The sequence below is a fragment of the Bradyrhizobium sp. Ken01 genome, assembly GCF_055807355.1.
This window is the reverse complement of the sequence record NZ_JBVVPC010000015.1, coordinates 1-19797: the sequence shown is the minus strand read 5'-3', so window position 1 is coordinate 19797 and position 19797 is coordinate 1. Positions and strand designations below refer to the sequence as shown.

Sequence of the window (19797 nt, the reverse complement as noted above, 5' to 3'; positions counted from 1 at the left end):
ATGGACATGCGGATATTCGGCGATTTCGATGAGATAAGATCCGCGGTCGGCACCGAAATCGGCGCCAGCGACTGGATCGAGGTCACGCAGGACCGGATCAACAAGTTTGCGGAGGCGACCTGCGATGGGCAGTGGATCCATGTCGACCAGGAGCGCGCAAGGACGGAAATGCCCGGCGGCACCACGATCGCCCACGGTATGTTGTCGCTGGCGTTGGCGCCGATGTTCATCCGCTCTGTAATGGGGTTGAAAGGCCTCCGCAATACCCTGAACTACGGCGCCGACAGGATCAGGTACCTTTCACCGGTCCCGGCGGGTTCGAAGCTGCGCGGCCGCGTCAGTGTTGCTGAGACGGAGGACGTGCCTCCCGATGGGCTGCGCGTGAACTATCATCTGGTCATCGAGATCGAAGGCGGCAAACGACCGGCCTGCGTCGCCGAGTTGATCGCCCTGCACTATCGCTGAGCCGCGTCCCGTCCTCCTCAGTCGATGATGTGATAACCGCCATCAATATAGAGAACGCTTCCCGTAATGAGCTTGGCCCCGTCGAGCGCGAGAAATGCCGTGGCATTGCCGACGTCGTCAATGCTGACGAGACTGCGCGACGGCGCCTTGGATTGCGCCTTGTCCATCAGTTCGTCGAATTCGGGAATGCCTGATGCCGCGCGCGTGGCCAGCGGTCCGGGCGAAATGGCGTGCACGCGGATACCCTTTGGGCCAAGCTCGGCGGCGATGTAGCGCACCGAGGCCTCGAGCGCAGCCTTGGCTACACCCATCACGTTGTAATTCTCCACCACCATCTGGCTGCCGTAATAGGTCATCGTGAACATGGTGCCGCCGTTCTTCATCAGCGGCTCGGCCAGATGCGCCATGCGCATGAAGGACCAGCAGGAGACCTCCATCGTCTTCAGGAAGCCGTCGCGACCGACGTCCACCACACGTCCGTGCAAGGCTTCCTTCGGTGAGAACGCGATCGAGTGCAGCAGGAAATCGAGCTGGCCCCAGTCCCTCTCGACCCGGGCAAATACTTCTTCGGTCTGCCCCTCCGTCATGACATCGAGTGGCATGAAAATAGACGCCTCAAGTGCCTGGGCAAGAGGCTCGACGTGCTTCTTCGCGCGGTCGTTCAGGTAAGTGACGGCTAGATCGGCACCAAGCGCACGAAAGGCCTTGGCGCATCCCCATGCGATCGACTGGTCGTTGGCGATGCCCACGACGAGGCCTTTTTTTCCCTTCAGGGCAATCTTGGTATCCGGAAATACGGGAATCATGATGCCCTCTCCTGTCGTTGATTGGTCGATGTTCTGTTCATCAGCACTGACAAAGTGTGCTGCGCGATCATCAGCTCCTCGTCGGTCGGAACCACATAGACTGGAATGCGACTGTCGGGACCCGAGATCAGCTGTGAGTGGCGCGTATTCTCGGCTTGATTGAGGGTGACGCCCAGCCACGCGAGCTGGCCGGCGACATGCGCGCGAATTGTTGCGGAATTTTCGCCGATGCCGGCTGTGAACACAAACGCGTCCAGCCCCTGCAGCGCTGCGGCAAGCATCCCCGCATTGAGGCCTATGCGATAGCTGAAATATTCGATCGCCAGTCTGGCTCTCGGATCCTCACTGCCCTCCAGCTCCCGCATATCGTTGCTGACGCCGGATAGCCCCTTCAAGCCGCAATCGCGGTAAAGGAAATTCTGGATGTTGGAGGCTGACATCCCCTTCTCCGAAATGAGATAGAGCACCACCCCGGGGTCGATCTGACCAGGGCGGGTTCCCATCGGAAGCCCGTCGAGAGCGGTGAAGCCCATGGTGCTTTCGACGCTTCGTCCCGCGCTGAGAGCGCACATCGAGGCGCCGCTTCCAAGGTGAGCAACGATCACGCGCCCATTCGCGATTTTCGGCGCGACCTTTGGCAAGGTCCTCGCAATGTATTCGTAGGAGAGACCGTGAAAACCGTAGCGGCGCACGCCCTCGGCATAAAGCTGATGCGGGATCGCATAATGATCGGCCACCGCGCTATGCGTTCGGTGAAATGCAGTATCGAAACAGGCGACCTGCGGAAGCTCCGGGAAATTGCCGAGAATCGAGCGGATCGGCGCCAGATTATGGGGTTGATGCAGCGGCGCGAGCGCGATGAACCGCTCCAGCCGGGTCACGACACCATGATCGAGCTGGATCGGCCGATCGTAGTCCGGGCCGCCATGAACGACGCGATGACCGACCGCGATCGGATGAATGCGTTGCTCGTCCCGCAACCAGGCGCCGGCAATGTCCATCGCGGCCGGAACATCCGGCACCGCCTCGATCGGATAGGCCCGATCCGCCACCGAATCGCCGGTGGAGCCACTCGCGCGCAAACGCGGGCGGCTGCCGATCCCATCCATCTGCCCTTTCAGCTGTCGCCGCAGTATTCCTTCGCCCTCGATCGAGTAGACTTGGAACTTGACGCTGGAGGAGCCGGCGTTGACCACAAGGATGGTGTCCATGGCGTTCACGCGGCAATCGTTGGAGCACGCCGGCGCCGGGCATGGGCATACAGCGCTGCGACCGCGCACGAGGCCATCCGCGCACGCGCCGAATCCGCGCGTGAGGTCAGGACGACCGGGACCCGGGCTCCGAGCACGATGCCCGCGCCGTCCGCCTTGGCGAAATAGGCGAGATTCTTTGCCAGCATGTTGCCGGCCTCCAGGTCCGGAACGACGAGGATCTGAGCGCGACCGGCGACCTCGGACTTGATCCCCTTGATGCGCGCCGCCTCCACGTCGATGGCGTTGTCGAAAGCCAGAGGCCCGTCGAGAATCCCTCCGGTGATCTGCCCGCGGTCCGCCATCTTGCAGAGTGCTGCCGCCTCGATCGTAGACGGAATTTTCGAGGTCACAGTTTCAACTGCTGACAGGATTGCCACGCGCGGCGACCTGCCGAATCCAGCTTCCACGTACAGATCGATCGCGTTCTGGATGATGTCGCGTTTGGCGTCCAGATCAGGGAAGATGTTGATGGCCGCGTCCGTCACGAAGATGGTCTCGGCATAGGCCGGCACGTCCATCACGAAGACATGGCTGATACGCCGATCGGTACGCAAGCCCCCGGCCTTCGCGGTGACGGCGCGCATCAATTCGTCGGTGTGCAAGCTGCCTTTCATTAACAGCTCACCTCGGCCGGCGTGGATCAGCTCTACCGCCTTTGCAGCGGCTTCATCGCTATGTGCTGCGTCAACAAGCTCGAAGCCCGCGATGTCGAGACCGTGCCCGGCGGCCGTATCCCGGATCTTCCCTTCAGGTCCGACCAGGAGCGGCCGGATAATGCCGGCCTGTGCACTATCGACAGCGCCGCGCAATGAGCTTTCATCGCAGGGATGCACGACGATAGTTGGGGCCGCAGGCACGGCCTGCGCGGCCGCGATCAGACGGTCGTACTTGCTCGGGGACTGCGCCTGCGACGTGTCGGCTGACATGAGCCGGTTCCTTCCAGACAGTGTTACGAGGCCTTCGCCTTGGGGTCGAAAGGGGCAACATTCGACGCCCTCCCCGACGTTTCGGCGTCGAGACCGAACAGCTGTGCGACACGCTGCAGGCGGCTGGCGCGCTCGCCTGTGATGTCCTCGCTGGCCGACAGCACCTCGCTCATCTTCGTGAAAGCCGCGCGGCGTAGATTGACATCTTCGGGAAGCATCTTCGGGATAACGGCCAGCGCCGCCTCGCGATCGAGCAACAGCATGAAGAACTGCTCGCGAACCAGCATCTTGAATTCGGCAAGCGTTAATCGCGCTCCGCTGTCGTCGCGACGAGCCTGTCGTAGCGCCTCGATGCTGCGCTCGTCCACCATTCCTCTCGCCGAGCCGACATAAAGCAGGGCACGGATGGCCGCCTCGCGAAGCCCGCCTTCGCCAATCCTGGATCGGAGCTCGGCGATCCGTTTGTCGAGCATCGCACGGCGTTCGGCCGGCATCTCGCGCCGGCGCGACGGTTCAGCTTTCGGATCTATGCCGACCGCCGCCTGTAGCGCCGGCGAGCCGTAGAGGTTGAGGAAGATCGCCTCGCTCATCGCTTCCTGCGAATCGCGCCAGCTGTCCAGCGCATGAACGATCTGCTCGGAGACCTGCTCCTGAAACGCCAGGAACGGATTGTCGTTCGAAACCGGCTTGCGGTTCTCTTCCAGCCCTTCCGCTGCCGACTTCACGGCTTTCATCCACGGATTTTGGCTGCTGAACGCCTCATACTGCGTCCGTAGCGGATGCAGATTGCGCATCATCTCCGCCGTCTGCGGCGCCACCATGCCCTTGATCCAGGGCTGCACGAACTTGCGGTAGGCGGCAAGATTAAGCTCGGACACGCGTTTGGCCGCGGCAAAGCGCCGCTCGTCCTCAGGCGAATTGCCGCCCATGGCACGAATATCCTCTAGCGTTCGGGCCTCGCAGCGCATCACCCATTGGCCAACAACGAGATCGGAACTGGTGGTTTCCTCGTCCTTGGCTTCGAACGTCGCTTCGTAAAGGCCGGGCGGTAGTACATCAATCAGATCGATGTTGGTGGAAAATTCGGAGTGCTCCTTCTTGGCGACGCCGCCCGAGACGAAGATGCCTAGATGGCCGACGCTCTCGTGAACCGTATAGACGATCGTCTGCCCATAGGCCCTGATATCGTCCACGTCGGCGTAGCATTCGAGGATCCAACCCAGCGCCTGCTGTGGTGGAGTGATGTTGTCGCCCTTGGAGCAGAACACCACGATCGGCGAAGTGATGTTGCGCAGGTCTACCTTCTGCCCGTCGGCCAGGGTGATATTGCCGGCGGCCAAGTTGTTGCCAACGAAGAGTTCGTCGACAATGAACTGAATCTCCTCGGCGTTGAGATTGACGTGCCCACCCCACCAGCGCTCGAACTCCAGGTAGCGATCGGCTTCGGTATCGACCTTCGAATAGACATTGTACTGCTTGGTCCAGAGCGTGTTCGACGGGTTTTGGCCTTCGAAGTTCTGGACCAGCCAGGCACCATCGAACTTCCCGCCGCCGAGATCGCTAACGAGCGCAGTTAGCCAGCTTCCGCCCAGCAGGCCGCCCGAATATCGCATCGGGTTTTGGCCATGCACGCCCGCCCAGTACGCGAGCGGGGCTCCTGCGATGATCAGTGGGCCGAACAGTTCGGGCCGAACCGAAGCCAGGATCATGACCGCCCAGCCGGCTTGGCAATTGCCTATGACGCAGGGTTTCCCGTCAGCTTCCGGATGACGGCTGATCACCTTCTCGATGAACAGCGCCTCGGCACGCGCGATGCGCTCGATAGTCTGACCCGGCACGGGCTCCGGAAGGAAGCCGATGAAGTAACAGGGATGTCCCGCCTTCATCGCGACGCCGATCTCGCTGTCGGCCTTGAACCCGCCGATGCCTGGACCGTGCCCGGCGCGTGGATCAATCACGATGAACGGCCGCCGCGTGGGATCGATCTCGACGCCGGCTGGCGGGACGATGCGGACAAGCGCGTAATTGACGGGTTCGTCCAGCTTGCGGCCATCGATGATCAGTTCGGCCGCATATTGCAGAACGTGTGGCGCGGTTTGGGCGACGTGCTCCCGATATTGGTCGCCGCGCCGGCGCATCACATCGAGAAAGAGTATGCTCCGTTGTCCCGCGTCGACCATGTATTCAACCGCGGAGGCGACGAGGCCGGACATCGGACCACCGGGCGATCCAGGCACTTCCATCTGCATGCTCCGACCTCAATGTCGTATGAATGCATCCAAGGCCCGCCGCAACAGCAGGCCATTGATATAGGTCAATGCTGGACGGCGAGTACGCCGACCCATTCGTGTCACGTCGATCATCCCGCCGGAATGTGTCGAGCTGACCGCCGAGATTCAGGCCGCCCGCTTTTTTTGCGGGGCCCCTTGATTCAAATCAAACGGGCAACCGACCGCCCCATTCATAGACGAGCCTCAGGCCGACGTGTTTTCCGGCCGCCGAGCCGAGATCCGCATGTCGGACATCGCCAAATACAGCGTGACGGAACACTTGCGGGACGGCAGCACGGCCGAAATCCGAGCGTTGCGGCCGGCCGACGAGACGGCTGTCCTCGACGCGCTGGATCAGACCAGCAAGCAGTCGTTGCAGCGCCGTTTTTTTGGGATCAAGCGTCATTTCTCGGACAAGGAGCGCGCGTTCTTCATGGATGTCGACTTCATGAATCACGTCGCGCTGGTGTGCGAAGTCGGGCAGCCCGAGCGGACAATGATTGTCGGAGGCGCTCGATACCTCGTGTTTGAGCCCGGACGAGCCGAGTTGGCCTTCGTCGTCATCGACGCTTGGCAGGGCCGAGGCATCGGCTCCATCTTAATGCGCCATCTTGGCGAGATCGGCTGCAACGCCGGATTGCGTGAACTCACGGCAGAGGTCCTGCCCGAGAACAAGTCGATGCTGGCGGTGCTCGGCAAGTTCGGCTTTAAGCCGGACGGGAACCGCGACCCCCAGACGATGCATTTGGCGCTACGCCTGGGCAAAGAGGGGCGGTGATCGATGAGCGGTACATGGTTCGGGCCCGCGCTCAAACTCAACGCTGGTTCAGAGACCACAAGAACTCCAGCAGGATCATGCCGCGAGATGCATCCGTCGGCGTTACGGAAAGCGTGGGCCGCCCGCGCGAGCAACGTGTTGCTTTAAGGCGGGTCCGAGAATACCGGACTTACCACCACAAAACACGCTCTCGCGCATCGCCAAGCCGCGGGTTCTCTCGCGCACGGGCGGTCATGAACCTTGCTGATGTCGCAGTCGAAGAGGCACATTATGAAACCCTTTACTCTGCTACTCGCTTCGGCCTGTATGTTTGCATGCGCTGGCGAGAGCCACGCAGTCGTGAGAATTGCCAACGACCGTGGTGGCTTGATTCAACGTTACCTTGATCGATATGACGAGTTGAATGAGACTGGCCAGACTGTGATTATCGATGGCCTCTGCGCGTCCGCCTGCACGATCGTATTAGCAAAGATCCCATCAGATAGAGTTTGCGTGACGGAACGGGCAAACCTTGCTTTCCACGCAGCTTGGGATCTCGGCGTCGGCGGACGCCATATTACAAATCGAGAAGCTACACGGATGATCTATTCGATGTACCCGGCTCCAGTTCGGAGTTGGATCTCAGGCCGAGGTGGTTTGTCGCCCCACACAATCTTCCTTCGCGGTGCGCAGTTACAGACGATATTTGCGCGCTGCTATTTGGACTCTGCAGTCTTCTTCCGGTCATAGTCCTAAGCCCGCGTCTCGGCCTGCAGCGATGGCCGCATGGCAAGTCACTGAAGTCGCTTTGATCTATCTCAATTCTCTGACAGGAGCGGGTATCAGTTTGAGGGAGTCGCGTCCATCGCTCCGCCGCGCCGGCCGGGCGGTTGGGCGCTTCCAGGGAGCTCGATATGATCAAGTCGCTCGGAATTGCCACGTTCGCCTTCTTCTTCGCAGTATCGGCTCAGGCGATGACGCCTGCCCCGATTGCACAGCCCGAAAGCCTGATTACGGAAGTCGCTGCTGCCTGCGGCGTCGGTAGGACACGTATCAACGGCGTGTGCGTGGCACGGACGACCGTCCGGCATACCCGTCGGGCGGTCCGCAGATGTGTGAGAGGGACGACGTGCTGATTGGTTGTCCTCAAGGACAATACGCAAATTGGTGTGTCGCGATTAGAATTCTAGAGTACCGACCCCAACGGTACATCGACGCCCCCCACCGGCCTCAGTCTTTCCAGACTGGGGCCGTCTTGCGCCTGAAAGGTTGGACGGACCGGTCGCCTTGTGGGATTTATCGAACCGGGAACAACTCCAACCGCAACACTGATGCCGGCACGCCAACAATCAGCCTTCGAGAGCCGGTTATCGTCAACCGCCGAAGCCGACGATGCAGGTGAATAACGCAGACACAAAACGCAAATGTTTACGCAATTTACCACTCGACCATCAACGCGATCGTCTTCATTTTCCCGTCTGATAATTGCCTTGCGCGCCTTGTTTGGTCGGATGCTCGGAGTGGTCCTGTCGTAGCGGAGGTGGCCGGCATGTCCGAAATGGTGGAAGTGCTCGCCGGAACGAGTCTATTTCTACTCGCCTTCTCGCTGCTGATATTCGACATCCCCCGCTACACCTTATCGCTGGTGTCTCTTGCTCTGTTCAGCTCGAAGCGGCGAAGCGCCAGTGGGACGGTTTGCCAAGCGACGGTAAGCGTGATTATCCCGACATTCAACGGCGGCTCCGGGCTTGCTCCTTCGATCAACTCGCTGCGCCGGCAAACCCTTCGACCTGTCGAAATCATCGTCGTCGACGACGGCTCCACCGACGCGACACGCGCGGTCGCGGAGCGGGCGAGAGCGCAGGGCCTGGTTGACATGGTCATCTGCCATGGGACCCGCTGCGGCCGCAGCGCTGCCATCAACGCTGCAGCACGGTTTGCCCGCGGCGATCTACTCTTGACCGTAGATGCCGACACTGTCTTCGAACCAAACGCGGTTGAGCGCCTCGCGGCTGCGTTCGGCGACCCGCTCGTCGCCGGCGCAAGTTGCAGCATCGCGATCAGCAACGAACGCGACTCGATATGGACAGGGCTTCAAAGCGTCGAATACCTGGTGTCGATCACCGCGGGGCGGTCGATCCTCGACGTGGTCGATGCGATAGCGTGTCTGTCCGGCGCCTGTTCCATGTATCGCCGGGATATTTTTGCGCGGCAGGGCGGGCTCGACGTCGGCCCGGGAGAGGATATGGAGTACACCTTGCGGCTCCGCAGACTCGGCTATGTCATTCGGTTCGTGTCCGACGCCTGGGCGGAAACAGCCGGCCCCGCAAGCGGCATAAGTCTGTTGCGCCAGCGCGCGCGCTGGGATCGCGATGCTCTGCGCATCCGCTTCATGATGTATGGCGAGCTGAGTTTTCGCCATCCGCTGGAACGTTTACCGGACACAATCCAACGGCTGGATTTCATCGTCTTCGATCTCGTTCCGACGCTCAGCCTGCCGTTCTACTTGGCCTACATTGTGCTGTTGTTCGGCTCGGATGCCGTGTTGTTTCTCTCGGCGATCTACGTGCTGCTCCTCTGGATCTCGGTCTTCAATATGGCGCTTGTGTTCGCCCTCTTCCATCGATCCGTCGGAACGTTTGGCTGGAAGATGGCTCTGATCTTTCCCTTTTACCAGGGTGTCTATCTCAAGTGCGCCCGGTTCTTTTCCTACTCTTCGGAAATCATCTTTGCCTCGTCGCGGAACGATGATTTCGTGCCGCCGCGCGTTCGCCGCGCACTGTTCGGCGATCGGACGAAGGAAGTGGCCAAATGACCATCACCCTAACACGGCTCGATCCCCATATCCCCGACCCCATCGAGAGCCGTCGGCGCGCGGCCGGACGGGCTGTCCGCGCCGCCTATGCGACGATCGTATTCGGCATACTCGCATTCTTTGTCGTCTATTTCGGGAGGCCAATTCTTTATCTCGGCGGCCCGGGCAGCGTGTCTTCACCGAGATATTTGATTTCACTGCCTTACATCGTGCAGATCAACAGCATCACCGTGCTGAGAGGTGCGTCGGTCAAGGCCGGCGAAGAAATCGGAAGGGTTCGGTCTCCGCAGCACGATGAAATTGTCGCCACCTATATGCGCTCGCTCGCGGACATCGCCGGCCGCAGAGCGGACTTGCGTGTCAAGGCCCGGGTTGCGCGCGAATCTCTCGACGCGGCGCGCTCACATTTGCGGCTTGCAGAGGAAGCTGTCGAACTTATCGCAAACTCGTCGGCCGCGAGCCTGAATTACCGCATAGACATGTCCCGGGAGCGCGCCCTGGCGAACAAAGCCGTGGTCTCGCAGGAGGCGGAAGCCGCTGAAGCCAGCACTCAGTTGGCCGCTCTCGACGAATTCAGCCGGCAACTCGGTGATCGCCTCGAAAAGGTTGAAAGCAGCTTTGCAGACGGGAGAGTCTTCGCGCCCATAGCTGGCATCGTCGCGAACAATCCTGCGCGCGCCGGTCAATCCCTCGTGGCGGGCACTCCGATTGCAGAAATTCTCGACCCCACGGATGTCTTTGTCGACTGGTACGTTCCTAACGAACGCCTGTCCGATCCAAAAGTCGGCAACGAAGTCTTTGTGCTGTTCGGCAACCGGCGAATTCTGGGCGAGATCATTGAAATCCTGCCGGTGTCAGATGTATACCCCGGAGCGGGCTCGTCGGCGGCGCGCGAGCGTACCGCCTCGCAAATCGCGCGAATTCGGTTCAGCCCAGGCGCGCATCCCCCGGCGCTGAACTCGGCCGTCGACGTTCACATGCACTACACACAACTGAGCGCGCGGATCGCTTCCATGCTGGTGCGACTATTCGGGCTCGATGAGTTGTGAGAGGGAGCGAGGTGCAGCATGCAGGTCGAAGCGAACCAAACGGGTTGCCCGGCTTGCGGCTCCTCCACGCTAGAATTGTTTCCAGTATTCCACCACATGATCTGCGCCTATGTTGGTCCGGAGTATGACTTCATGCCAAAGATCGCGGGATATACGTGCCCGAAGTGCTGCCGGGGCATCGTGCCAGCTGACCCAGCATGCGAGATCGTGGGGACTAGCGCGCGCTGCACCCGATGTCGGGTTGAGATGGTGGTTTCCCCGGCGTGTGCTCCGGCTGGCTTGCAAGTATTAGCGATTGAACTTGTTAGACGCTCACTGCCGAATGACTAGTTCGGCCGATGGTGCTGGCCCATCGGAAGCGAACTCCCAGACAATTACGCATGGCCTCGGTCTTGGCAGGAAGCGCAGCACTTGTTGCGGCAACTTGTTGCCGAATTCCTCCGCGCCTTGTGGATCTATAGATTTCTAGGCTCGGGTCTGCACTCGTAAGTGGATGTGTTCCCTGAGCGCTCTTGCATCCTGCCAGAAGGCTCGAGTTAACATAGATGAACAGAGATGTTTGATCTGCGTCAATCGGCGATGGTGCCACCTGCATTGCACTTCAGGAAGGTCGCGGCCGCATCAGCGCGCTGCGGCTCTTGCTCCAGAAGGAGAATGCCATGCTCCGCCAAGTCCTTATTGCAGCTTCAGCCGCGACCGCGCTGCTTGTAGCTAGTTTGCATTCTGACGAAGCCTTCGCCCGTCGTGGTGGTGGAGGCGTGCGAGCCGGAGGCTATCACGGCGGCGGCGCGATGCGAGCGGGCGGCTACCGCGGCGGAGCCGTGGCCGTTCGAGGCTATCGAGGCGGTGCAGTTGCTGTGCGCGGCGGACGCTATGGCTATCGAGGCGGCTACGGCGCCTACCGAGGCTACCGCTACGGCGCAGCCGCTGTAGGCGCTGCGGCAGTCGGCGCCGCTGCAGCGGGCGCGTACTACAGAGGCGGCTGCGGATACGATGCCTACGGAAACTGGATTTGCCCGAGCGGCTACTAAGGCTCTCAAGCGGACACTAGCGCTCGTGGAAGCGGGCAGTTCGTCTGCCCGAGTAGCTGGTTGATCACGCGCGAGGCGTCTGGTCGGATTTGCGCGGCTTGTCCGCCCCAATGCCAAGTTGGACGCGCCGCCATTAATGACTGAGAGAGCCATCCCGACAACGAACCTAACTCCGTGCTTCAAAGACCAGACGCTACCAGGCAACCTCGATCGAAGTCTGCAGATGGCTCGACGAGCCCGCCGCCGCGAACACCTCTGTGGCTCTCAGGCACATTGAATCGCACTGGCTGTTTCGGATAACGAGCCTTGATCAGCCTGTTATCCCGACAGCCCGAAAAGCTATTGCCGGCCGGGGCATTCACCCATTGGCACAAAGTGCACTGGCCAAGCGCTGCGCATCTGCTTGTCTAGAGCGCGCCTTGCCGATTCTTTCTAGCCCCCAAGCTTCCAGGATTGGCGAGATCGTACAGGCCCCGGCGCGGCATCAGCTTCGCCGGGGCCACGGACGCGGGGATGGTCCAGGACTATGGACACAGAGGCAGAACGGCAACGAGGGTTGGAGTTGGGTCGCCGCTGGGCAGAGCATGCTTCGGCGCACGAGCTTGCCACCATGGTGAGCGGCTCGTTTGATGATCTCGGCGAAATTCTGCCAGCGGAGGCATCTGATCAGTTCGTCGGCGGCTTCCGCGAAGGCGTGTTGCACGTCTGGCGCGGGGCCTAGGATGTCAGGATAAGGGTGCGGGGATGAGACCAAGCGCCCTTGCCCCATCGCGGAAAATTTCAGGCGGCCAGTTGACTGGTCAATATTCCTGACACAACTGAAGCGAGCAAATTGCTCAATTTTCCCAGCTGTTGCCGCGCAAGCACACCGAATTCCAGTCGGCTCAGCTAGCTTCGAGATGGAATGCCGGACTGCCAAGAAAAGAGCCGGCATCGTTAGGGTGAAACGTGGATGGAGCAAAAAGAATGAAGAAGATTTGGTTGAGTGGCATCGCCTTGCTGGCGGTGAGCATGGCGGCACCCGCGTCAGCGGCTGATCTGGCCGCTAAACCTTACGTCAAGGCCCCGCCCCCGGTGATCGCGCCGATCTATGATTGGACCGGGTTCTACATCGGCGCCAACGGCGGTTGGGGACAAAGCCACGGCTGTGTGGATTTCGTCACGCCAGCAGGGACGGTCGCAGGTGGTTGCGCCGATCGCTCCGGCGGCCTCGCTGGCGGACAGATCGGGTACCGCTGGCAAACCAATCAGTTTGTGCTCGGCCTGGAAGCGCAGGGAGATTGGGCAGAAATCAAGAATACGCGCGTCAGTCTGATCGACCCGCTGATTTCGACAACCGGTAAGATTGACGCCATCGGACTCTTCACGGCGCAGCTCGGCTGGGCATGGAACGCCTCGTTGTTCTACGTGAAGGGCGGCGCCGCCGTGACGCGCAATCGGTTCGACATATTCAACAACGTCACCGGGGTCGGCTTGGCATCGGCAGGGCACACACGCTGGGGCGGCGCCCTTGGCGTCGGCTGGGAGTACGGCTTCACGCCCAATTGGTCGCTCGGTATCGAATACGACCATCTCTGGATGGGGCGTGATAATGCCGGCTTCGCAGGCGTAGTCACTCCCGGAGGGTTCGTCCTCACCGGCAGCGGGGTCAGCCAGGATGTGGACATGGTCACGCTTCGATTGAATTACCGTTTCGGTGGATACGGCGCACCGGTCGCGGCCAGATATTAATGCACTCACCCTGCCAAACCAAAGCCCCGGCATGCCGGGGCTTTTTTGTGCTTATGAAATCTTGGCGCTCAAGAAGCCGAACATCTCCAGCGCAAGCACCTTGAGAGGGCTGCGACTGCGTCATCGTCCTAAGGCAAATGTCCCGAGCTGTTACCATTCTGTCGCGCATTTGGACGTTGCTTGTGCCTAGTAGTGAATGCCGTCTGCCCAGAGTTTGCAAATGAGATCAAACAAACCGGAAGACTGTGTCATCAACCATGCGGCCGCGATTGCTGTACTCGTGCTTTGCACTGATGTTTCGTATGCCGACCAGGGGGGTAGCTCATTCTGGTTTCCGGGCCAGTTTGCAAGTCTCGCCGCCGTGCAGCAGACACCGGGCTGGGCGCTCAGTGTCATCGATTACCATTCCAGCGTCGCCGCCTCGGGGAGCGCTGCTGTGGCCAAACAGATCCAAGCCAGCAGAATCCCCGCCAATGTCAACGTCAGTTTGAATCTGGGTCTGAGCGGACGGACTGATCTAGTCGCCCTCGCGCCATCGTATACTTTCGCGGCGACGGTGCTTGGCGGTCAGTTGGTCGTGGGCATGTCCGGCCAATACGGCAGAGCCGCCGCCAGTCTCGCTGGAACACTGACAGCGATGGCTGGACCGATTGTGGTGACGCGCACTGGGACGCTCGAAGGCTCGCTTGTCTCATACGGCGACCTCGCGCCATTCGCGGAGGTGTTTTGGAATGATGGCGTCCACAATTACATGGCTTACGTCACAGGCAATATTCCCGTCGGCGATTACGATCTGACGCGGATCCCTAATACCGGGCTCGGTCATGGCGCGATCGACATTGGAGGCGCCTATACCTACTTCAACCCGGCGGCAGGAAACGAAATCTCGGGCGTCGTCGGCCTCACCTACAATTTCAGGAATCCGGACACCCAGTACCAGAGCGGCATCAATTTGCACTTCGACTGGGGCGCATCGCACTACCTCACCAAGCAGCTTTTCGTCGGCCTTGCTGGATACGCCTATCAGCAAATCACCGACGACTCCGGCCAAAACCCGATCCTCGGTGGCTTCAGATCACGCGTTTTCGGCCTCGGTCCGCAAATCGGGTACAGCTTCCCGATCGGAGATATGCAGGGCTCTCTTGGTCTAAGGGGATACGGCGAATTTGGTGCAGCCAACCGTCCGTCGGGATGGAACACCTGGCTGACGTTCACTATTTCCCCGTCCGCGCCTGCCGCCGTCGCGCCCAGGAAGCATTTGGTTGTGAGATAAACCTCTTCCGAACTGGAAGGTCGGCTGCGGTCGGTCGAAGTATCAAAGGAGAGAAACTGCGAAGAACTCCAACCTTCGCAAATCTTGTCCGACATGCGTCACTGAGCGAACCTCGATGAAATGCGCCGCTACTCGGCTGACGGCCATCAACAGGAGCCAAACCAATACAGGGCGCGCTCTGTTGCTCGCAAGCGGCGGGAGACTGGCCCAGCTAACTAGCTCTATTCTGAATGGCCGTTGGTAGAGTGCGGGATTTGTTCTTCTTGCAATATGCGACGACCGCGCTGGAGTTCCTCTGCAGGCGCTCGTAGTCCAATACACTGTTGCTTGCTGCTGCGTTATAGTAGCCGCTCATGAAGTATCTTACAAAATCTTGATCCGCCGGACCGTATGCCAACCAAGTTCCGCAGGTGATCTTGTTAAAATCCAGCGTAGCGTTAGGCACCGCAGTTACGCCTATCGATTTTTCCAGTCCTACCATCACGCTGGCATTCGGGTTGGACTGGCACCACCCTCTTACGTTTGTGACATTTGCCCGATGCAGGTCAAAATCTACAAACGTCCTCCGACTTTCATAACTAAACCAGCCGGTCATCCAAGCCGAAAATTTGCTCGACGGCGTAGCCGGCATGGCGAGATATTCACTACAGGTGATGCTGCGAATATCGGCCGTCGTGGCAAGCGCCTCAGTGGCGAACGCTGAGGCGATTAGGACGAACGTAACGATACTGAACCTGCACCTCATTGTGATGACTCCCGTAACGAGTGACCGACAGACTAATCGCGATTTGCTTTCACAGGACCGGCATCCCGCGGCTCCCGAGAGTAATCACCATAGTGGCAAGTGCTCGATTTGATCTAGATCAACCTACCAGGTAACGAGGAGAGTCAGCCCGCTGCGCGGGACGCGATAAACTGCAAATCGTGTCACCGTTGTGACTGATGTCACGTGGAATTCCGTCTTGCCAAACACGTTGCAATGCTGTGCTTCGGTGTGCTCCCTGCCAGCGGGTCCCCGCAGCATGTGCAGGTCGCTCATTGATATTTGCCGATCGGACATTGACTTGGCGGTCGGTTTTGCAAGGGGCTTTGCTAAACATAAGCATGCCGCGCTAGGCCGCGTTTGTCCTTGCGCGGTGGCTCTGTCCACCGCCCAGGGAGCGGCTTTTCTCACGATGCGACGACAATTGCGATCTGTTCTCATTCGCCGGCGGTAACTGGCCTAATGTAACAGGTAATGGCAAAAATCGATTTGCGAGCTGCCTGCTTGATCTGCTTCAATTCTCTTCTGGCTATCGGACGTAAGCTAAGCTTCTTGACAGGAGCAACAGCAGTGCCAAGCGCAGAACAGTGCCGAGAGTATGCTGCCGAACGCAACGCCAAAGCAAAGGAGGGGCGAATTTCGTCGCGCTCAACTGGTTGCTCGCAGGAGCTTCGCTCATCCCTCCTGCCTGAAACACGACGGCAGTATGCTACGGCTGTCGCCCAATCCCGCGGGTGCACATGAGCAGGCGGGAGGCTTCCTCAAGGCCGGGGTTCGTGACCTGCCGATCGACCCGGAGACGGAAGACTCGAGATCACCGATGCACAAATCGGTCTATCGGCGTTCGGAGCAGCGTCCGTTCTTCTCTACGATCGCATGGCGGCCTACCGCCCGGACAACATGAGGGTCCACGTCGACTTCAACCACTACTTCGATGGGAGCGCGGCGCAGCTGCCCCGATGCGCCGCCGATGACATTGAAAGGAAGTGGGAAGATGCCGACCATGTCGGGCGGCTCTGACCCAGATGCACAACATTGATGGAGCAGTTCTGTCGGGCGGCCTTCGAGACGCCTTTGGCCTCCGCGGAGACGAGGAGAGCACATCACAATGCCGAGAGTCGCCGCCCGGCCGTTTGAAAAACCGTTTTAGTTCGGCCTTCTCAAACGGTTTCTCTCGCTAAGGTCTTGATTTAAATGGTGGGCGCACCAGGGCTCGAACCTGGGACCCGCTGATTAAGAGTCTCATGTTTTACGAACAAAAACAGGTAGTAAGCTGTAAAATGGTCGTTCAATGAGCCAATATAGGTCAATAGGTTACGCGCGAATTGTAAATCCCACGCGCAACCCGCGCCCCCTGCGTCCCGAACGTAATTAGCAAGCGAAAAAATCAACAAAAACGACGAAGTTCGCTCGCGATTATCGCCGCTTGTTCACGCAGTTTCGGTGGTCGATCGGTGATCGGGTTCAGCTTAGAATGCTGTTGATCGGCGCGCCTGGCGCGCTCTCGGTATACCTTGGAAAAACCAGCGTCACAAACCAACGGAAGCGATCAACTTGCCGCCGTTCGCGACATGCCTCCTTTTACCTCCGACGCATCAAGAGCTGTGAGCGGCTGGCGAAGCCCGATACGCGCGCGGGCTTAACACGACGAGCCATGGGCGGTGGCATGCAATTGGAGCTCAAGGCTATGTTTTGATGCGGGTGCCCAGGAAAGGACTCGACGCTCATCACACAAATAACAGCGATATCAATGACTTATCGGCACTCCGCTTAGACTGTTTGTACCAGTCACTTGTGCTTCTGTCCACTATCGACGGATCATCGGTGGAGTCCATTGGTCGTGCCAACTTTGGAATGCGCTAGCGCTTTTGCTGCGACGGCTAACTAGCCTCAGATTCGGTACCTCGCACGCCTGGCAATTGAAGCGTCACCGCTCCGCCTCCCGCCACCTGCGTCTTCTGCTGTGCGTCGGTGTCCGGATCCGGCTGTCCCACACAGCCGCGTCCTAACGTGAGGTTTCAATGCGCAATCTCGTCCGCTACCTGCCATGACGTATTCAATCTTGGGGCAACGATCGCCCATATTTCATCCCGCTCCCAAAGCGCTCGGATGCCGCTCGGGACCCATCGTTTTGCGATACGTATCGTTATAGAACTGGATGAGTCCGGTACCCACCAAAATGAACATCGGGTGGCTTGAGGTAAGAACGAGCCGCACCGTGACCCCAAGACTTTGCGGCCACAGCCCCAATACTCCCCGCAGCCATCCCATTACGGATTAGAGCCAGGAGTGCCAGGCCCGCCAGTATGAACCGGCGGACCTTTGGTTTTTGGGCAATCGAAAGGCGAACTCCTCCTAGCCCTTGAAGATGCGTTGACCGGAACAATTCGCAAGTTGCCGAATTATCCCAACGTCAATAGGCACGACGGCCTCAGCTCATCCCCTTGCCCCCCGGAGCTGAGGCCGTTGTCTTTGTTGTCAATCGGCTTGCAACTTTGGCTCTGACGCAATTTTGGTGCAGCCGTGGTCAAATAACGCCGATCAGGCGGGCCTGAAGCAAGTCGAGCTTGGCGCGTCCGTACATTTGGCGCTTGACCAGCTTGAGCTTGGTGATCTGGCCCTCGGTCTGTCCGTTGGACCAAGACGTCGTGATCGCGGCGTTGACGTTGACGGCAGCCTTGTCCTTGATGACACCGTTGGCAAAAGACGCGACGAGGCTTGCGCATGCTCGTTCCAGCCATGGGTCAAGATCTACGTGAGCCTTCTTGCGGATCATCGTATGGAAAGCGGTGATGACCTTTCGAGCTTCCACCAGGAGAGGAACGCCTTGTTCGATCGCCGCAATGGTGACCGTCTCTGACTTTGAGAGCGTATCGCGGCGTTGGTCATCAGGCGGACGATAGTTCTCGCGGACGGCACGCGCTGTAGGCTCCGAGCATCGGGCATTTCGGCACGCCGACGGCGTGTCGCCCATTCGGTAACGACCCGCATCGAGCCCCTAAATCCCTGCGCCTTGAGGCAACGCCACAGGTCGGCGCCGTTACAATGACCAGCAGCCCACTGAGCGTCGAGCCATGGCAGGTGGTGCTCGAGCGAGCTCTCGCGCACCCTGAACACATCGGATCGCTGACCTCTCAGTACCCTGCGGACGAGACCCCGACTATGTCCGGTGAGCCGTACGATCTCCTTTATGGAGACGCCCGTCTCAGCCCGTTTGAGGATTGCCGCGTTAGTGTCCTCACGCCGAAGATAGCCCTCATACTGGATGCGCTCGGCGGCGGTCAGCAAGTCGGGATTTATGGTGGCGGAGCCGACCGCGACGCGGACCTGGCGCATAGATTTGCGAACCGCATCGAGGAAGGCGTGGCTGGCGTTCTCCATGAGGTGCCAACGGTCGGCGACCTGGGTGGCCTGCGGGAGTGCCTTGGTCGCAGCAAGGGCGTAGCCGCCACCGCGGTCGCGCGCGACCACAGCGATCTGTGGTTGCCCCGCGAGCCGAGCTTGCGCAGCGGCTGGCTCTCTGTCGGGTAAGAGAGTGATTGGTCGTCGCCGCTCGAGGTCGCAGATGATTGTTCCGTACCGCTGATTGCGCCGCCAGGCCCAGTCGTCGATACCGATCACGCTCGGCGCAGCAATAGGCGGACAGCCCCGCCTTCGAACCACCCGAAGTAACGTATCGTTGCTCACGGGCAGCATAAGTCTACGGGCAAAACTCGCGGCCGGGCGGCCACCCAAGGCAAGCCCAAGGTGATGGACGACCAGATCGAGCCGGGCCGTTCGCCGCGCCCACGGCGCCAGAGCGCCGTCATCGAAACGCTCGGTGAAAATACGTCGACCGCAGATAACAGTAACGCAGCGGAAGCGGCGCGCCACGACCACCAAGCGAACCGGCCGCCCCGCCAGCGGCAGATCGGTCAGGCGTCGCTGATATCGGCTATGGATCCGCCCAGAACTGGCTCCGCATCCAGGACAGAGGCTCGTCCCGCTCGTGGGACGGATGGTGATCACGGTCGCGGCGCCGTCACAGACGGCGCTCTCCACGTCAAACCCGCGAGGGACCAGGGCCGACGGACGTAGGGCTCGCTGCATCATATTGATTCCTTTGTGAAACCAACACGAGCCGGCGCTTGAACTTCATCAAAAGTGAGTCAGAGCCCCTTTTGGAGGCCGATAGGGGGTCCCAGTCGAACGCCGATTGACACCTACGGGGCCCGGCGCGTCTGGAGAGACCTTCTGGCAGACGGCGTCGAGTGCGGTCTGCATCGGATCGAGCGGCTGATGCGCCTGCAGGCCTTGCGGGCGCGGCCACGCCGCCGGCGCCTGCCGAAAGACGAGGGCGACCGCCAGATCGCGAACGTGGCGGCGAACCTTCTGGATCGTCAGTTTGTGGCCGAGCGGCCGAACCAGAAGTGGATCGCCGACTTCACCTACATCTGGACCGCCGAGGGCTGGCTCTACGTGTCGGCCGTGATCGATCTGTTCTCGCGACGGGTGGTCGGCTGGTCGATGAGCACAAGCATGACAGCCCAGCTGGTTGCGGACGCACTGCTGATGGCCGTCTGGCGGCGCGGCAAGCCGGACGCCCTGATGCATCACTCCGATCGCGGCAGCCAATACGTCAGCGAACAGTTTCAGCGCCTGATGGCCGACAGCGGTAT

The 19797-nt window shown here is 60.1% G+C and carries 15 protein-coding genes and 2 pseudogenes; 11 read left to right on the top strand and 6 right to left on the bottom strand.

Annotation, left to right across the window (positions count from 1 at the left end; translation table 11 throughout):
- The first annotated feature begins 6 nt into the window (after window positions 1–6).
- The gene (locus AC0L3S_RS16535; RefSeq protein WP_473279906.1) at window positions 7–465 is read left to right on the top strand and encodes a MaoC family dehydratase; all 459 of its coding nucleotides are present in this window, start codon (window positions 7–9) and stop codon (window positions 463–465) included.
- A gap of 17 nt (window positions 466–482) precedes the next feature.
- On the opposite strand, the gene fabI is transcribed toward AC0L3S_RS16535, so the two are convergent.
- Genes fabI through AC0L3S_RS16515 form a run of 4 tightly spaced genes read right to left on the bottom strand, consistent with a single transcriptional unit; the run spans window position 483 to window position 5699 of the window.
- The gene (gene fabI, locus AC0L3S_RS16530; protein ID WP_473279904.1) at window positions 483–1271 is read right to left on the bottom strand and encodes an enoyl-ACP reductase FabI; all 789 of its coding nucleotides are present in this window, start codon (window positions 1269–1271) and stop codon (window positions 483–485) included.
- Entirely contained in the window at window positions 1268–2482 is a 1215-nt protein-coding gene (locus tag AC0L3S_RS16525; RefSeq protein WP_473260370.1) for an acetate/propionate family kinase, read from the bottom strand. The genes fabI and AC0L3S_RS16525 overlap by 4 nt, the downstream gene beginning before the upstream one ends.
- 5 nt (window positions 2483–2487) lie before the next feature.
- Window positions 2488–3450, bottom strand: coding sequence for a phosphate acetyltransferase (locus AC0L3S_RS16520; RefSeq protein ID WP_473279902.1), 963 nt, complete (start codon window positions 3448–3450; stop codon window positions 2488–2490).
- 23 nt (window positions 3451–3473) lie between these two features.
- Window positions 3474–5699 (bottom strand): DUF3141 domain-containing protein, encoded by a 2226-nt coding sequence (locus AC0L3S_RS16515; protein ID WP_473279900.1) that lies wholly within the window; start codon window positions 5697–5699, stop codon window positions 3474–3476.
- A gap of 265 nt (window positions 5700–5964) precedes the next feature.
- Here AC0L3S_RS16515 and AC0L3S_RS16510 point away from each other — a divergent pair, with 265 nt between their 5' ends.
- The 9 genes from AC0L3S_RS16510 to AC0L3S_RS16470 all read left to right on the top strand — a co-directional run bounded on the left by AC0L3S_RS16510 (window position 5965) and on the right by AC0L3S_RS16470 (window position 14376).
- On the top strand, window positions 5965–6498 hold the full coding sequence (locus AC0L3S_RS16510) for a GNAT family N-acetyltransferase (RefSeq protein ID WP_473279898.1): 534 nt from the start codon (window positions 5965–5967) through the stop codon (window positions 6496–6498).
- Between the two features lie 270 nt (window positions 6499–6768).
- Window positions 6769–7227 carry a hypothetical protein gene (locus AC0L3S_RS16505; protein ID WP_473279896.1) on the top strand — a complete coding sequence of 153 codons (459 nt, stop codon included), beginning with the start codon at window positions 6769–6771 and terminating at the stop codon, window positions 7225–7227.
- A gap of 799 nt (window positions 7228–8026) precedes the next feature.
- Window positions 8027–9292 (top strand): glycosyltransferase family 2 protein, encoded by a 1266-nt coding sequence (locus AC0L3S_RS16500; protein ID WP_473260381.1) that lies wholly within the window; start codon window positions 8027–8029, stop codon window positions 9290–9292.
- A complete protein-coding gene (locus AC0L3S_RS16495) occupies window positions 9289–10341 on the top strand; it encodes an HlyD family secretion protein (protein ID WP_473260383.1) in 1053 nt (350 codons plus the stop codon). Before AC0L3S_RS16500 ends, AC0L3S_RS16495 begins: the two co-directional genes overlap by 4 nt.
- Before the next feature lie 18 nt (window positions 10342–10359).
- Window positions 10360–10671 carry a TackOD1 domain-containing metal-binding protein gene (locus AC0L3S_RS16490; protein WP_473279894.1) on the top strand — a complete coding sequence of 104 codons (312 nt, stop codon included), beginning with the start codon at window positions 10360–10362 and terminating at the stop codon, window positions 10669–10671.
- Between the two features lie 329 nt (window positions 10672–11000).
- The gene (locus tag AC0L3S_RS16485; RefSeq protein ID WP_473279892.1) at window positions 11001–11372 is read left to right on the top strand and encodes a hypothetical protein; all 372 of its coding nucleotides are present in this window, start codon (window positions 11001–11003) and stop codon (window positions 11370–11372) included.
- Between the two features lie 526 nt (window positions 11373–11898).
- Window positions 11899–12093, top strand: a complete 195-nt coding sequence (locus AC0L3S_RS16480) for a hypothetical protein (RefSeq protein ID WP_473279890.1) — start codon at window positions 11899–11901, stop codon at window positions 12091–12093.
- A gap of 245 nt (window positions 12094–12338) precedes the next feature.
- A complete protein-coding gene (locus AC0L3S_RS16475) occupies window positions 12339–13103 on the top strand; it encodes an outer membrane protein (protein WP_473260392.1) in 765 nt (254 codons plus the stop codon).
- Between the two features lie 220 nt (window positions 13104–13323).
- Entirely contained in the window at window positions 13324–14376 is a 1053-nt protein-coding gene (locus tag AC0L3S_RS16470; RefSeq protein ID WP_473279888.1) for a SphA family protein, read from the top strand.
- A 211-nt stretch (window positions 14377–14587) separates the two neighbouring features.
- Here the strand turns inward: AC0L3S_RS16470 and AC0L3S_RS16465 are convergent, their stop codons facing one another.
- Both AC0L3S_RS16465 and AC0L3S_RS16460 read right to left on the bottom strand, forming a co-directional pair.
- On the bottom strand, window positions 14588–15121 hold the full coding sequence (locus AC0L3S_RS16465; protein WP_473260396.1) for an HdeA/HdeB family chaperone: 534 nt from the start codon (window positions 15119–15121) through the stop codon (window positions 14588–14590).
- Window positions 15122–17666: 2545 nt separating this feature from the next.
- Window positions 17667–19228, bottom strand: a pseudogene (locus AC0L3S_RS16460) (ISL3 family transposase).
- 111 nt (window positions 19229–19339) lie between these two features.
- On the opposite strand from AC0L3S_RS16460, the pseudogene AC0L3S_RS16455 reads away from it, so the two are divergent.
- Window positions 19340–19797: pseudogene (locus AC0L3S_RS16455) on the top strand (IS3 family transposase); the annotation flags it as partial.

Excerpts from the sequence above, each read along its gene's own strand:
- AC0L3S_RS16535 (WP_473279906.1), top strand. The coding sequence starts at position 7 with ATGCGGATATTCGGCGATTTCGATGAGATAAGATCCGCGGTCGGCACC.
- fabI (WP_473279904.1), bottom strand. The coding sequence starts at position 1,271 with ATGATTCCCGTATTTCCGGATACCAAGATTGCCCTGAAGGGAAAAAAA.
- AC0L3S_RS16525 (WP_473260370.1), bottom strand. The coding sequence starts at position 2,482 with ATGGACACCATCCTTGTGGTCAACGCCGGCTCCTCCAGCGTCAAGTTC.
- AC0L3S_RS16520 (WP_473279902.1), bottom strand. The coding sequence starts at position 3,450 with ATGTCAGCCGACACGTCGCAGGCGCAGTCCCCGAGCAAGTACGACCGT.
- AC0L3S_RS16515 (WP_473279900.1), bottom strand. The coding sequence starts at position 5,699 with ATGCAGATGGAAGTGCCTGGATCGCCCGGTGGTCCGATGTCCGGCCTC.
- AC0L3S_RS16510 (WP_473279898.1), top strand. The coding sequence starts at position 5,965 with ATGTCGGACATCGCCAAATACAGCGTGACGGAACACTTGCGGGACGGC.
- AC0L3S_RS16505 (WP_473279896.1), top strand. The coding sequence starts at position 6,769 with ATGAAACCCTTTACTCTGCTACTCGCTTCGGCCTGTATGTTTGCATGC.
- AC0L3S_RS16500 (WP_473260381.1), top strand. The coding sequence starts at position 8,027 with ATGTCCGAAATGGTGGAAGTGCTCGCCGGAACGAGTCTATTTCTACTC.
- AC0L3S_RS16495 (WP_473260383.1), top strand. The coding sequence starts at position 9,289 with ATGACCATCACCCTAACACGGCTCGATCCCCATATCCCCGACCCCATC.
- AC0L3S_RS16490 (WP_473279894.1), top strand. The coding sequence starts at position 10,360 with ATGCAGGTCGAAGCGAACCAAACGGGTTGCCCGGCTTGCGGCTCCTCC.
- AC0L3S_RS16485 (WP_473279892.1), top strand. The coding sequence starts at position 11,001 with ATGCTCCGCCAAGTCCTTATTGCAGCTTCAGCCGCGACCGCGCTGCTT.
- AC0L3S_RS16480 (WP_473279890.1), top strand. The coding sequence starts at position 11,899 with ATGGACACAGAGGCAGAACGGCAACGAGGGTTGGAGTTGGGTCGCCGC.
- AC0L3S_RS16475 (WP_473260392.1), top strand. The coding sequence starts at position 12,339 with ATGAAGAAGATTTGGTTGAGTGGCATCGCCTTGCTGGCGGTGAGCATG.
- AC0L3S_RS16470 (WP_473279888.1), top strand. The coding sequence starts at position 13,324 with ATGAGATCAAACAAACCGGAAGACTGTGTCATCAACCATGCGGCCGCG.
- AC0L3S_RS16465 (WP_473260396.1), bottom strand. The coding sequence starts at position 15,121 with ATGAGGTGCAGGTTCAGTATCGTTACGTTCGTCCTAATCGCCTCAGCG.